This is a genomic window from Psychroserpens sp. NJDZ02 (genome assembly GCF_004843725.1).
In the GTDB taxonomy this organism is placed as follows: Bacteria; Bacteroidota; Bacteroidia; order Flavobacteriales; family Flavobacteriaceae; genus Olleya.
The window spans coordinates 4,306,002-4,319,537 of record NZ_CP039451.1 but is presented as its reverse complement, the minus strand read 5'-3'; the positions used below and the strand labels follow the sequence as shown (position 1 = coordinate 4,319,537).

Below are 13,536 nucleotides of genomic sequence, written 5' to 3'. Positions count from 1 at the left end.
TTTAATTTTAAAAGGTATTTTATGTTAGTTACTTTTGTTCTATAATGACATTAGAACAGCTTCGTTCTTTAGCGTGGCAAATATGTGAACAAAAAACGTAAAAAAAAAATCATTTACTATTGAATATTCAGTTTTTTTTCCTCATGTTGGTTAGTGTTTATAAATTACAAAAAATAAATAATATAATGGGTATAAAACAAGATGAAATTGAAATAAGAGTGCGTTATGCAGAAACAGACCAAATGGGTGTTGTTCATCATGGGAATTACGCATTATATCTAGAAATGGCCAGAATTGAATGGTTACGTAAATTAAATATTTCTTATCGAAAAATGGAAGAAAATGGTATTGGATTGCCAGTGGTGTCGATGTCTGTAAATTTCAAAAAACCAGTGCATTATGATGACTTAATTACGGTAAAAACGCAGCTTAAAAAAGCGCCTTCTGCGTTGGTGGAATTTGAGTATGAAATACACAATGAATTGCAAGAAATTGTGTCTACAGCAAGTGTGGTTTTGGCGTTTATCGATATGAAAACAAAACGTCCAACACGACCACCTAAGTATTTTTTGGAAGCTTTAAATGGTTAAATCTTTGATGTTAACTTCATAAATACTTTCAAAAATTTCGAAGATTGTATTCGCGTCTTTTTTTCGAACTGAAATTGTAATTTGACAGTCTAATTCCAATTTTTGGTTAATAACCTTTAGATTTTTCTCTTTTATTACGCGCATGACCTTATTCATGTTTTTGTAATCAAAAGAAATTAAATAAGGTATATTAATGGTGCGAATAACAATTTTTGAAGCCTCTAGTGCTAGTTGAGCTCCTGTTTTGTAAGCGTTTATTAAACCGCCCACACCAAGCTTTACTCCGCCAAAATAACGGACGACGACTATCAGTACATTAGTAACTTCAAAAGACTGGATTTGACCATAAATAGGCATTCCTGCACTGTTATTAGGTTCGCCATCATCATTTGCCCGGTAGGCAATGGTTTCTGTGCCTATTTGGTACGCATAGCACCAATGCCTGGCTTGATGATGTTGTTTTTTTAAATCGTCCAGATGTTGTTTAACTTGATCTTCTGACGTTACAGGAAAGGCGTAGCCAAAAAACTTGGAGTTTTTATCTTTAAATAAGACTTCTTCCGAAGGCTTTGTAATTGTTTTATAAGTGTCTTTATTAGTCATTATGGATGATAAAACATCAATGATATAAAAAAACGCCCAATCATTAAAATTATGATGGACGTTTTTTATTAAAGCGTATAGGTATTACTTTATAACGACTTTTTTGTAAATGGTGTTTTTTGAATTTGTTTCTGAAAGTTTTATAATATAAATACCAGAAGCTAAATTACTACTATCTATTTTATAATCATATATGTTTATGGTTGAGATTAGGTTTCCTGACAATGAATAAAACTCTGCCTTATTAAACGCGCGATTAGATTTTATATTAATGACTTCAAAGGCAGGAATAGGGAATAAGACTGCCTTTTGTTGCTTTGGCAACATATTATCTATATGTAATGTTTGATTGTTTATTTGATAAGTAATATGTAACACCGGAGGATTTCCTTCGTCTGCGGAATCTGCACGACGTCTTTCGTTATTTAAATTTAAAAAATTTTCTGTTGCTTGTATTTTTACAACAATCGAGTTGTTTACATGCCATAAATGATGAGATACTATAGTGTTTATATCTGTTGCTAAATCAAGAGAACGTTCTGCTTCATTGCTTGAATTATTATCCCATCGTTCAGGAGTCCATACTTGTGGCTCTAAATAGGTTCTTGATGTTATGTTATTTAGATTATCTGTTATTGTTGCTGGGTCTGGATTGTTTTCAATAGCAATATATAAATCAAGCGGCTCACTATCTGTCGCATCTGCCGTAAACTGAATATAAGCACTCGTAATTATAGCGTTCTTAGGGATGGTTACATCTCCAAATTCAATACCTATTACTTGGTTTCCTGCTACGTAGGAAGCATCGTATACAAATTCTAAATCAGAACTTGATAGTTCTATCGTTCCATCACTTTGTTGTTCAGCATCTACCGAAGCATTTATGGCAATATTAGATGTATATTCACCTACAAACAAAGTTATTGTATGAGTATTTTGTCCATTTTGATCATCTGTTGTAATTACTTTTAGCTCGTGTACACCGTTTGTTAGTGTTTCTGTTATTTGGTAGGGTTCAGTCATTATTTGACCTATGGAAGCATTGTCTATGAAAAACTCTACATGATTAATAGTGCCATCTGCATCTGTAGCGTTTGCACAAAAAGAAATATTGTCTCCTGTTTCAATATACTCATGATTTTCATGAGATGTAATTTCAACGATAGGAAATTCATTTGGAGACTCTGTGTATTCTATGTGAAGAGTAGGAGCGTTTCCTTCTTCTACAGAATCTGCTCTTCTGTTTTCGTTGGTTAATGCTAGATACTCTTCGGTTGCTTCAATTTTTACGACTATTGCATTTCCGTTTACCCATGAAGATTTTGCGATTACAGTTTGAATAGATGTAGTAATATCTGAAGTACGCTCCGTTTCTCCACTCTCATTTTCCGTCCAAGAAGGAGGAGACCATAATGTGCTATTTAGATACAGTCTTGATGTGACATCATACGCTGTATTTGTTAAAGGAGTTGCATTTGGTGTGTCTTCTACCGAAACTAATAAATCAATAGTATCACTGTCTGTTGCATCTGCTGTAAACTGAATATATGCTTTTGTAATTGTAGCACCTTCAGGAATAGTAACATTTTCAAATTCGATACCTATAGTTTGATTAGAACCACCATCGTAAACAAATTCTAAATCAGAACTTGTTAGGTCGATATTACCGTTTGTAGCTTCTTCTGAATCTTGACTTGCTGTAATAGCGGCAAAGTGTGTTACAATATCGTTTGTAATTACTATAGTATCTCCGTTTGAAGGACTCCAAACAGCGGTATTTTCAGGAAGCACACCTGCTATTTCGTTATTTGAGTTTTCACCAACAGAGGCTGCATTATCTACCATGATGGTTTTTACAGTAATTTCGGTCGTAGATACAGTAATCCATTTAAATTGGTTGAAAGAACCAGAATCTCTTGTCCAAGCTTTAGCATCGTCAGCCGTTCTTAATGGTGCTCCCCAACACCCTTCTCCTACATAAACAGTTCCATTTTCATTATCTATTTCAAAACCTTCATCGCAATTAGCACTACCATCACAAGGTTTTATTGGATAGGTAGATTTTACATCATGGGAATCCGATTCATACACTAAATCGACACCGTAATCATAAAATAATTGCGACCAGTTGTTGTATTCGTCATTTCCTTCAGATTTAGAACTAACATGCGGACGCATAGGTTTGTGGTATTGTGCCGATTTCCAAATAGCGTTTTCGGTGTTTAATTTTTCTTGTAGCCATAAGGATTGATTCCCTCCAGCAGTTATTTCGGAATTTAAAGTATATACAGTATATAAATTATTTCCAAAAGTTAGATCATAATAAACGTCTTCCGAAGGTGTATCAAATAAATTATAGATACTTAAGTTAGAATCTTCATGATTTCCCCTTGTAGGAACAATAGGAATCATTCTTCCATCTGTAGAAGTGGTCAATTGCCAATGGTCAAACCATTCTATCCATTCAGCACCACTATCACCACTTGTCATATCACCTCCAAAAAATACAGCTGTTGGTTTTAATTTAGAGACTAATAAGTTTGCGTTTTGACGGGGTACAATATTATTTCTAGAATCTCCACCAGCAATAAAAGACATTGGTATATTAGTGTTTGGAGCGGTTTTAAACCAAAAGCGGTTACCTGTACCTTCAGAGTCATTAATTACAAAATAGTAAGCTGTGTTTGGTGTTAATCCCGTTAATTTTACAAAGTTGTTGTTCATAGATTTGTAATCTATAATTCGTTCTACAGCTTTATTAAGAGGGTAGTTGGTAAAATCAACGCCATGATCTGTAGTTCCATAATATACTATTGGATCTACACCAGAAACTTGATCCCACCCAATGGTAATTGTAGTTGCTGGATTGTCGGTGATTACCAGACGATAACGTGCGTTGTTGGCAGATGTTTTTATTGAAAATAGGCATAGTAAAATCAATAAAGTAATTTTTCTCATAACGATGTGTGTTTTTTAATTATAAGCCGAAAATAGGAAGTGTTTTTATTGTAAGCATGAGGATTTGTAAAAGGTAACTTTAATTTAAAACCTTAACATTAAAGTGTGTTTTCAATAACAAACAGTTAATGATTAGGTAATCTAAGGAGTCCTGTTGTTAAGGTATCTTTGAGGCCATAATTAATAATGTGATGCGTAAAAATAATATTGTGTTTTTATTAAAATTAAGTTGTTTCTGTGTGTTTATAGGTCGTGCTTACGAGCATTTATTTTGGGACGCGCCTTTTAGGTCTTTACTCTGGGATCAAAAATTATTAAGCCCGATTGTAGAAGGTGTTTTTCAAACCAGTTGGAGAGATTATGTGACTAGTTCTTTTGCAGATAACGCTATTCAAACTATCATGAAAATAAACGGCATTTTTTATGCAATATGCGCTATTGTAAGTGTACGGATTAGAGAGAATTCTAAAAAAATATTTAAAGTGATTTTGTTTACAGGAGGTGTTTTTCTGTTCCTGTTGTCGTTATTACTGACCAAAAGTAAATTTTACCATATAACTATGTTTTTTGAGCATAGCATTCAATTTGGGGCACCTTTTGTGTTGTTATTCTTGTTTAAAATGAAGCAAGATTTTTCAAAAATAATGATGCCGTTAAAAGTAATAATAGCTTTGGTTTTTGTGAGCCATGGCGTGTATGCAATAGGAACCATATATCCATTGCCAGGTGATTTTGTAACAATGTCATTAAATATTTTACCTATAACCGAAGACTTAGCCAAATCATTTCTGTATGTAGCAGGTATTTTAGATTTTATAACAGCTATTTTAATTTTCGTACCTAAAGTATCGCATTTTGCATTGCTTTATGCCGCTTTTTGGGGAATCGTTACTGCTTTTGCTAGGGTTTTAAGTGGACTCACTTATGATGTGTCTTTGTTAACCTTACATCAGTATTTGTTTTCTACTGTATATAGAATTCCTCATGGATTAATCCCATTTATATGCTTCATGATTTTAGCTTATATTAAAAAAGAAAAACCGTTGCTAGTATCAAAATCAATAGAGAACTATGAAGCGGTAATACTATCTTAAAACATCATATTGAAGTGTTTTAGAATCTATATATTCAAAATTTTTAAATAGTATAAAAAAAAATATCTATGCTTTAAATTGGTGTTTTTTTTTGAGTTACGCTAAAGTTACCAAAAGTATAGCTAATATAGCAACACCAATACCAATCCAGTTTTTGGCAAGCAAGCGTTCTTTAAAAAATATTAAGCCTAAAAGTGTCGATAGCATAACTATAGCAACATTGTTAACCGTAAATATCGTCGAGCTTTCAAAGTTTTCCGCGTTAAGCGCTTTTAATAACATGTAGATAGAGTAGTAGTTGACAATTCCTAAAATAAAACCAGCGATGATACTCTTGGGATCAAAGCTTAATTTTTTTTGTATCGCTTTCGCGGAAAGAATGCCAATCCCGATAAGTCCAGCAATTAAAAAGATGGTTGCAGAAAAAATAGGAATGCCATTATCTGCAACATGGGTTGTTTCTAGATATTTTATGGTCGTATCAATGGTCCCAGAACCTAAAAAGAGTAGGGCAGGAAGCCATAGGCTTTTAATAGAAAAACGCGTGTTTGTTTTCGCTTTTTGTGAGGCTAAGTACACGGCGATTAAAGCTAAAATAATACCAATTGCTTTTTGCCAGCCTAAGCTTTCATTATATAAAAATAGTCCAAAAATTATTGGGATAACCACACTCATTTTACTAGCAACAGACGCTACAGATAGGCCAAGTCGTTGTGCCGTTAAAGCCATAACATTAAAGATAGCAATAAATAAAAAGCCTAGTCCAATAGCACCATAAAACCATTGGGATGTTACAATGTCTTTGACAACGACTGGGGCGTCATAACTTAAAATACCACAAGTAAAAGCTGTAAAATAGTTGAAAACGATGGTTTGTAGTGTGTTTATGTTACGTTTTCCAACAACTTTAAATATGACAAAAATTAGGGTAGAAGCACAAATACTAACTATTAAATACATTAAAATAAATCTTTTTTAATGGTAAATAGATCTATGATATCTTCGGTTTTTGGGTCGTTATTCCATACGTGTATCCCTAAAGTGCTTGCTGCTTCTGTGTTTTCTTTGGTGTCATCAATAAAAAGACATTCTTCAGGTTTCAAATTATTTGTATCCAAAACAAACTTGAAGATGTCTGTGTTGGGTTTGCGTAATTGAATCTCGTGTGATAAGTAAAACTGATTAAATGCTTTTTTAAAGTCATCATAAAACGGAATGTGCTTTTTGATGCAATCAATGTGCATTTCATTGGTATTACTTAACAATATCAAGTTATAGGTTTCGTTTTTAGCTAATTGCTCTATAAAGTCTAAGCGTTTTGAAGGGAAATCACAGATTATATAATTCCAAGAATCAATTAAGTCCTTTTTAGACAATTTAGGAAAGTTTTCTAAATAGAAGTCGATAAACTCGTCAGTACTTATTAAGCCTTGTTCGTAAAAGCTATTAAAAGCAATCAGTTCTTCAGATAATTCGTCGATTTCAAATAGCTCCAAAGCGTTGGTCATGGCGCCTTCTTTATCTAGATTGATAAAGACATCTCCAAAATCGAATATTATAGTTTTAATCATTTGTTCGAGGTTTAAATACTCTTGCAAATATCTTATTATTTTTAGTATTACCGAATCTTTACAGGATTAGTATTTTTTGTTCTAGTAATTAATAAGCTTAATGTCTGTTTTTCTCTAAAAATGTTAGTTATATAAAAAATAAATTACAGCTTTCAAAAACTGTGATTTATAAAGTATGTTAGAAAACGTACTCTTAACTGCACTAGTGCGAGCTTGAGTTGTCTGTATTACTACAGCTAATGGCTTAGTTTTAAAATTTCTTCTATTCTCTCAGTATTTTTGGTTTTTTCTATTTCCGTCCAATGCTTTTGTCCTTTGTCTGATTTATAGATAATTACAGTTCTATCTTTTTTATAATATTCACATGGATTATCAACCCAATCTTCAAGAGGGAGAAAGTTGTCTTTAGGTGTTATTTGAGCCCATAGTGTAAATCTTTCATGGGTTTCTTTATTACTAAAGATGTTATTAATAGAATCAATCATTGATGCTCTGTAATTGAAATCCTTCCAATTTTCTAATTCTGAGGCGCTTGGTGTTAGATAGATTTTTCCAGAGAACTTCATTTCTTTTTCATCTCCATGGCATACAAAGGCATGTGCTAAGTAATCATTAATTATAGCGTCTTGAAAAATAAGACTTTCGTCTATGAAATTTAAAAACTCAATTTGATTTTTATTTGTCTTTTTATTAGAAAAAGAAGCATCAGTAGTAGTGAAGCTATCTTTAGTCAAAACCGATACACTTCCTTTGTTTGTAATGGCGTGGGTTGATTTGTTTTCTGATTTATTTTTACAACTTATAAAAAAAGATGTTAATACTATAAAAATTATTTTATTCATTGCTTAAAAGTACAAAAGCTAACTAAAACATTTATAATTTTAATTGATGTTTTCTTACTCGATGCGGCACTTGTTACAAACGAGCACTAGCGGGAGCGCCTATTTATTATTTGAGATAGCATCTAATTTCTTACAAAATTCTTTGTCAAAATATTTATTACAATCTAACCTTGGGTACCAACTGAAGTCATTTTTTATTAGTCTATTTTTTTCCTCATATTTGACATATTCTTCTAAGCAGTCTTTGATTTCATATTCATTTGTTTCAAATTCTTCACAAGGAGGGACATAGATGTTTTTTATAGATTTTAAAGACAATGAATCGATTAATGCTTTAATTATTTTGTCATTTTCTAATTGGTAAACTATGTTCTTTTTAGAATCATATCTGAAATAAAAAGTTAATTTTTTCTTTGTCCACTTATTTTGAACTTTAACCAAAATTTTATCATTATCAAACTCTTTGCTTAAAACGATATATTCTAATGGCTCCATTATTGCCATCCCTGTCTTGTCAAACATTATATTCTCTTTGAATTGAAAAGATTCCATATCAGATTCAAAGTATAATTTTTTCAAGAAATATTGATTATCAGTATCTTTTGATAATAAATAGAATTTCGAGTTTTGTAAATCTATATCATTTACTTTCTGTTTTATATTTTCTATTTCAACAATTGATGATAAATTTTCTTTGACTTTTTTTTCTTTTTTACAGGAAAAGACTATCAAAAGAAATAGACTGTTAATAAGTAATAATTTGGTGTGATTCATTTAAGTTTCTTCTTATATGAGTTACATTATAGGGTTTGTTTCCTGATTTATAAGTTTTTTCTGCATATAACTTATATTCATCTTTCAAAACGAAGTACCACTCTGTGGAACTCCCTTTACGAGTACCAACATCCCAAAACATATAACTTTGTTCGTTTTTAACTAATTTCCTTCCAACTATTATTACATAATGATCAGTTGTACCTTCATTAATTCCTGTTCCTCCTCTATATAGGTAAGTATGATTGACTCCAATTAAAACAGGATGACTATTTTCTAACGCTTTATTTAAATATTCGATAGCTTTTAAAGAAGGCTTTTCATAAAAATCAAGTCCATCTATATCACTTGTTTCATTTGCTAATTGATGATAGGGTTTTGTTACTCAATATGACACTCGTTACGAATGAGTGCTATTGGTGGCTTTATTTTATTTATAATGAAGTTGTTTACTTTACATAATCACTACTAACATAACCTTCTGAACCATTAAAACTTACTTTAACCCAACCTTCTAAAACTTTTAATACTTGTAAACCATGTTTTGGGTATGCTTTTGCTATAATAGTCCTACTAGAAATAGGTGCTGAACGCACATTTAAATACGTTTCTACTTGGGCAAAAACCATAGTGCCTATGTTTAAAGAAGTGTTTTGTGTTTATTTAAAAACACCTTTTTTTGTTAACGTATAAAATTCTTTTCTTAAAATAGCGGATGGATATAGGCTTGTAAAATTATCTTCATTATTATCCTCTTCAACTTCTCCTATAGCTTCGTAATAAATGTAATTAAAAACACAAATATTAAAGTCTTTATCGACGGAAAAATTTCGATAAATACATTCTTGACCTTCATAATCAACATAGTTTAAATAAACATTTAATAAATCTATGACTTTACCCTCTTTAATTGATATTAAATTTAAATAATAATTATACTTTGATGTAATTAAAAAAAGATCAAAATCAAAATTATTTTTAATCTTATAAGTTTTAGAATAATCAAATTCTGTAAAATATAAACCACATTTTTCTTTATACTTTTTACATATCTCATTTTCAATATTTAGAATATCACTTTCACTCGCAAAACGAAAATTATCATTTATTTTTGTATTTAATTTCTCTCTCTGATCATAAAAGATATTTCCTTCAATATTTTTTTTGTTTATTTCAAAACAGTAATCTATAGGAAGTTGTAAGTAAGGTACTTTATCTTTTTCGTAAACATCAGATAAAATTTGCTCTGTTTTTTTTACTTCTTTTTTCTCAACCTTGCATGAGGTTATTAAAAAGGTTATTGTAAAAACTTTAAATATTAATTTAATCATTTATTATTTCTTTTTTATTCAAATTACCTGCATGAAAATGATGATGTCCTACTTTCTTTTCATTGGTCATCAACTTTCCTTCAGAATCAATCCATGAAGCTAGATATTTAAAATGAAACTTAACAAATCCGTCAACAATCTTTTGCATTCTAATTTTATCAAAATCTTTATTATACATATACCTAGTTGTCCCACCATTCTTCTTAAGATATTTAATATCTACACTCTGACCTCTATAAATTTCTACTTTATTTTTAGAATACTTTTATTAGAAATTAGATACTGATTAATTACTGAAATATTATAATCACCTTCTTCATTTTTAGAAAACCCCACTTGCGCCGCATCTATAATCGTAGAACCTGGCGCGCTTTTGTAAGGCGTGACTAATTGTTTTCATATTTCAAATTACCAGAGCGGTATTTGTCCTCTTCCTAGGCTGCAAAGCTACTGTTTTTCCAATCCCTTTCATGATAAACTAATTCTGAAATCACAGGATTATAATGTATATAATTTATTCGTTGTGCGATTTTTTTACTAGTATCTAAAATTACAGGATGATATACCCATCTTTCGAAACCTTATAACTAACACCTTTCTTTACACGCTTTGCTGCATAATTAAATTTAGCTAAAAGCCATTCCTTTCTACTTTCAGGAAGTTCTTTTATCGCTTTTATAAATTCCTTAGAGGTGTGTTTTTTTAAATCGCGAATACTGTCCTGCAACTCATTTTCTTGAGAGCTAATAATAAGATGTATATGACTATTCATATATACGTATGCTTGTAATGTTAATCCTTTGTTTGCAATACAATAAATTAGAGAATCATCTAATATTTTAAATTAGGTTGGTCGAATAAATAAATCTACCCAATCAATTATTATTGTCACAAAGGTCTTAATGGTACTATCTATAACTTTATATCTTTTGAGACATTGTTTGAAGATAATAAATTGCATTGCAAATATTAAAAAAAAAATAGAGACATTATACAGAAGTGCGTCAGGGTTGCAGATATGTGGCGCGAGGGCTTATTCTTTATTTTTATCTAAACACAAGCAAGATAATTGCGTCAGCAAGGAGCTTTGTATTATTGTGTGGGTACTAGTTACAAACTAGCACCAGCAGGGGTTCCTTCATTTGATAAACTAGACCAAATTTCACTTCCTTTTGTTCTAATGGCTTTTTCTATTTGTCCTTCAATAAGTAACTTTATTACCCCTTTTTCGTGATGTTTCATATAGATAATACACAGTTTATCTTGGGGAAGTGCAGAGAAATAGGTGTTTTATATATTTCTATAAGATTTCTTGCAGGAATAGTTTTACCTACCTTTTTATGTTTTTTAACTATATATCCTTGTAGTGTCCAATAAGTTTCTCTCAACATTTGATATACACCTGCAGCACTAGAACCTTCATACACAGTTTCGGGATGCTTACAAATCAGTCATTGTTTGATGTCCATAAGAAGTTGTATAGCCTTTTTTACCTACAGCTCCTTCTCCTACACGCAACATTCTCATAAATGCCCTAACTCTTGCTTCATGATTATTCTCTGCGTTAATCTCCCTTTAACTTAATTTCTTTACCATCTTTTATAAATGAACTTATAGCATAAAAATCATTTCCTTTTTTATATATCTTAAATAAAGGTTGTGTTCTATTACTATTGTATGTATTACCTTCTATAGTCTCTTTGTAGTAAATTTCTAAAACACCATTATTGATTTTTGCTTCACATAAATCATCAAAATTCGTCTTATAACCTTGTCCAGAAAAGGAAATATCATTCTTTTTAATATCAAAGGAATAATCAATTGTCATAGATGCAATTTCATCTAATTTACCCATGTCATAAAAATAAGAGTAAGAACCTATATAATCTTCTATTTGATAGTTTCTATTATCAGCTTTAGCAATGGTTTGATTTTTTTTTTCCTCTTCTTTAATGTTTTGATACTTCTCACTAAATTTATTTATTTGTTCTAAATTTAGAAGTTTGTCACTATTTATAGCATCAATCAAATAAGTATCTCCTTCTTTTACTAGGTATAAAATAACTTTAGTTGGTTTTTCATTTTCAAGTTCAAAGTGATTCAAACTCACTTCAAATTCATTTTTTTTGTTTGGAATCACTTTAATTTTCAGAGTCTTTCTTATTACTTCTCTATAATAATCTTGTCCATATATGAAAGGGTCATAATCTAGAACATAATTATCTTCGCTATTCAATTCTTTAGTTTTCTGATAAAACCTATTTGTTGTAAATTTTTTCCACAAATTATCTTCATCTTTTCTCTCTCCCTCATAGCCATAACAAGAAAGATAGAATTCTTTAATTTTGTTAACTGCCTCATTAACATTTTGTTTTTTATCATAATTAATCGACTTATCTTGTGAATACTCTTTACTTTGATGAGTATTTTCTTCTTTTGTTTCTGATAACACGATTGAATTACCAGTAATAATCTTATCTTCTTTTTTAGTTATTTCTTTACAAGAGATAACACTTTTTATGATTAAAAAAAAGAAGATTAATTTCACTATTTTACTTATTCCCATCTGTAAATTTTATAATTTGGTGTTGCTTTTCTATAATCTCCACCTGCCCAAAAGTCTGTTTGGAAAAAAGCCTGAAACCCATTGATTATAAGTAGTATACATTTGTATATGACCATAAGGGTGTGACTTTTGACCCCATTTAAAAGCTTCAACAACAACTATATCTCCTATTTGGTAATCCGTAGTTGAAATTTCTTTAAAACCTTGTTTGACTTGATAAGAATTGTATTTATGAGCATTAATCCCAGCATAGGGGAGTCCTCCATCTACTAAAGCAAACCCTACATAACGCGCGCATCTATTAATTAAACTTTTACGATCAGAATCACTCGCCCTTCCTTTTTATTTTCTATTAGTTCCTGTGATTCAGGTTCTTTAATTCCAAATCTTTTTTTTTTTTAATATTTTAAAAAAATATAATACCACAACTTAACTAAAAACTGTGGCTCATTTTATACTTAAAACTTACTCGTAAATGCCACTAGTTACAAACTAGAGGGAGCAGGGGTTTATTTCACTAAACTTAGGCTTTTTTAACGATATTCACTGTTTTTTATAAATTCCGAAAAAGATTCTTTCAAGTATGATTTTAATGCATTACTCATTTTAGGTTGTTTTTCTAATTGAAAATCAAAATTTCTTCTATAAAAATCGTGGGCGTTTTTAATATTTTCTATGTGAGACACATCTTCTTCGTATTCCTCTAAAAAAGTATCTTCATCTTCATAAAAAATATTTTCAATTAAATACATTTTACAGTCAGTAATTAAAATATAGTTAATTACATAATCTAATCCATCTTCATTAATTCGATAGGCAAATTTCCAATCAATTTTATTATCATTGTTCCAGTCTCCGTGTTTTAAAGCTTTAGGCAATATTTTAATCTTAGCTTGACCGATTGTTTTTGGCAAATCAATACTACAATTTCCATAATCAACTTTAAGTTTTTCCGAATAATCTTGATCAATCATAAATTGCCCATTAATATCTTTTCTAACTAGAAATTTTACTCCATTAGCTTCAGACCTAAGAACAATTGATTTATCATCATCTAATTTTTGTTTTTGAACATGACTTTTTACTACTTGTTCATCCGCTACCTTAGAATTATTAATAATTTCCTTAGATTTTACCGTTTCCTGTTTACATCCACTAATTAAATAGCAAACAGATAAGACAACAATTAAAAAATATTTTTTCATAT

Annotated in this window: 16 protein-coding genes; 2 read left to right on the top strand and 14 right to left on the bottom strand. The window is 30.4% G+C overall.

Annotated features, from left to right (window positions below):
• Positions 1 to 191 precede the first annotated feature (191 nt).
• Positions 192 to 590: an acyl-CoA thioesterase gene (locus E9099_RS19095; RefSeq protein ID WP_136585216.1), complete on the top strand. Its 399-nt coding sequence runs from the start codon at positions 192 to 194 to the stop codon at positions 588 to 590.
• On the opposite strand, the gene E9099_RS19090 is transcribed toward E9099_RS19095, so the two are convergent.
• Positions 579 to 1,193, bottom strand: coding sequence for an IMPACT family protein (locus tag E9099_RS19090; RefSeq protein ID WP_136585094.1), 615 nt, complete (start codon positions 1,191 to 1,193; stop codon positions 579 to 581). The genes E9099_RS19095 and E9099_RS19090 overlap by 12 nt on opposite strands.
• An 84-nt stretch (positions 1,194 to 1,277) precedes the next feature.
• The gene (locus E9099_RS19085; RefSeq protein ID WP_136585093.1) at positions 1,278 to 4,151 is read right to left on the bottom strand and encodes a fibronectin type III domain-containing protein; all 2,874 of its coding nucleotides are present in this window, start codon (positions 4,149 to 4,151) and stop codon (positions 1,278 to 1,280) included.
• A gap of 209 nt (positions 4,152 to 4,360) precedes the next feature.
• On the opposite strand from E9099_RS19085, the gene E9099_RS19080 reads away from it, so the two are divergent.
• Entirely contained in the window at positions 4,361 to 5,245 is an 885-nt protein-coding gene (locus tag E9099_RS19080) for a hypothetical protein (RefSeq protein WP_136585092.1), read from the top strand.
• Positions 5,246 to 5,341: 96 nt separating this feature from the next.
• Here E9099_RS19080 and E9099_RS19075 read toward each other — a convergent pair whose 3' ends face one another.
• The 12 genes from E9099_RS19075 to E9099_RS19030 form a co-directional block, all read right to left on the bottom strand.
• Positions 5,342 to 6,205: a DMT family transporter gene (locus E9099_RS19075; RefSeq protein ID WP_136585091.1), complete on the bottom strand. Its 864-nt coding sequence runs from the start codon at positions 6,203 to 6,205 to the stop codon at positions 5,342 to 5,344.
• On the bottom strand, positions 6,205 to 6,816 hold the full coding sequence (locus tag E9099_RS19070; RefSeq protein WP_136585090.1) for an HAD-IA family hydrolase: 612 nt from the start codon (positions 6,814 to 6,816) through the stop codon (positions 6,205 to 6,207). The genes E9099_RS19075 and E9099_RS19070 overlap by 1 nt, the downstream gene beginning before the upstream one ends.
• Before the next feature lie 236 nt (positions 6,817 to 7,052).
• Positions 7,053 to 7,658 carry a hypothetical protein gene (locus E9099_RS19065; protein ID WP_136585089.1) on the bottom strand — a complete coding sequence of 202 codons (606 nt, stop codon included), beginning with the start codon at positions 7,656 to 7,658 and terminating at the stop codon, positions 7,053 to 7,055.
• Between the two features lie 99 nt (positions 7,659 to 7,757).
• Entirely contained in the window at positions 7,758 to 8,432 is a 675-nt protein-coding gene (locus E9099_RS19060; protein ID WP_136585088.1) for a hypothetical protein, read from the bottom strand.
• 449 nt (positions 8,433 to 8,881) lie between these two features.
• Positions 8,882 to 9,061: an SH3 domain-containing protein gene (locus tag E9099_RS19055; RefSeq protein ID WP_136585087.1), complete on the bottom strand. Its 180-nt coding sequence runs from the start codon at positions 9,059 to 9,061 to the stop codon at positions 8,882 to 8,884.
• Positions 9,062 to 9,091: 30 nt separating this feature from the next.
• On the bottom strand, positions 9,092 to 9,763 hold the full coding sequence (locus E9099_RS19050; protein ID WP_136585086.1) for a hypothetical protein: 672 nt from the start codon (positions 9,761 to 9,763) through the stop codon (positions 9,092 to 9,094).
• Positions 9,756 to 9,941 (bottom strand): hypothetical protein, encoded by a 186-nt coding sequence (locus E9099_RS19045; RefSeq protein WP_136585085.1) that lies wholly within the window; start codon positions 9,939 to 9,941, stop codon positions 9,756 to 9,758. The genes E9099_RS19050 and E9099_RS19045 overlap by 8 nt, the downstream gene beginning before the upstream one ends.
• A 372-nt stretch (positions 9,942 to 10,313) precedes the next feature.
• Positions 10,314 to 10,535 carry a hypothetical protein gene (locus E9099_RS19590; protein WP_240788925.1) on the bottom strand — a complete coding sequence of 74 codons (222 nt, stop codon included), beginning with the start codon at positions 10,533 to 10,535 and terminating at the stop codon, positions 10,314 to 10,316.
• Positions 10,536 to 10,873: 338 nt separating this feature from the next.
• On the bottom strand, positions 10,874 to 11,005 hold the full coding sequence (locus E9099_RS19650; protein WP_262710418.1) for a hypothetical protein: 132 nt from the start codon (positions 11,003 to 11,005) through the stop codon (positions 10,874 to 10,876).
• A gap of 322 nt (positions 11,006 to 11,327) precedes the next feature.
• Positions 11,328 to 12,329, bottom strand: coding sequence for a DUF5991 domain-containing protein (locus E9099_RS19035; RefSeq protein WP_136585084.1), 1,002 nt, complete (start codon positions 12,327 to 12,329; stop codon positions 11,328 to 11,330).
• Positions 12,320 to 12,445, bottom strand: coding sequence for a hypothetical protein (locus tag E9099_RS19645; RefSeq protein ID WP_262710417.1), 126 nt, complete (start codon positions 12,443 to 12,445; stop codon positions 12,320 to 12,322). The genes E9099_RS19035 and E9099_RS19645 overlap by 10 nt, the downstream gene beginning before the upstream one ends.
• A 417-nt stretch (positions 12,446 to 12,862) precedes the next feature.
• The gene (locus E9099_RS19030) at positions 12,863 to 13,534 is read right to left on the bottom strand and encodes a hypothetical protein (RefSeq protein WP_136585083.1); all 672 of its coding nucleotides are present in this window, start codon (positions 13,532 to 13,534) and stop codon (positions 12,863 to 12,865) included.
• Positions 13,535 to 13,536 lie beyond the last annotated feature (2 nt).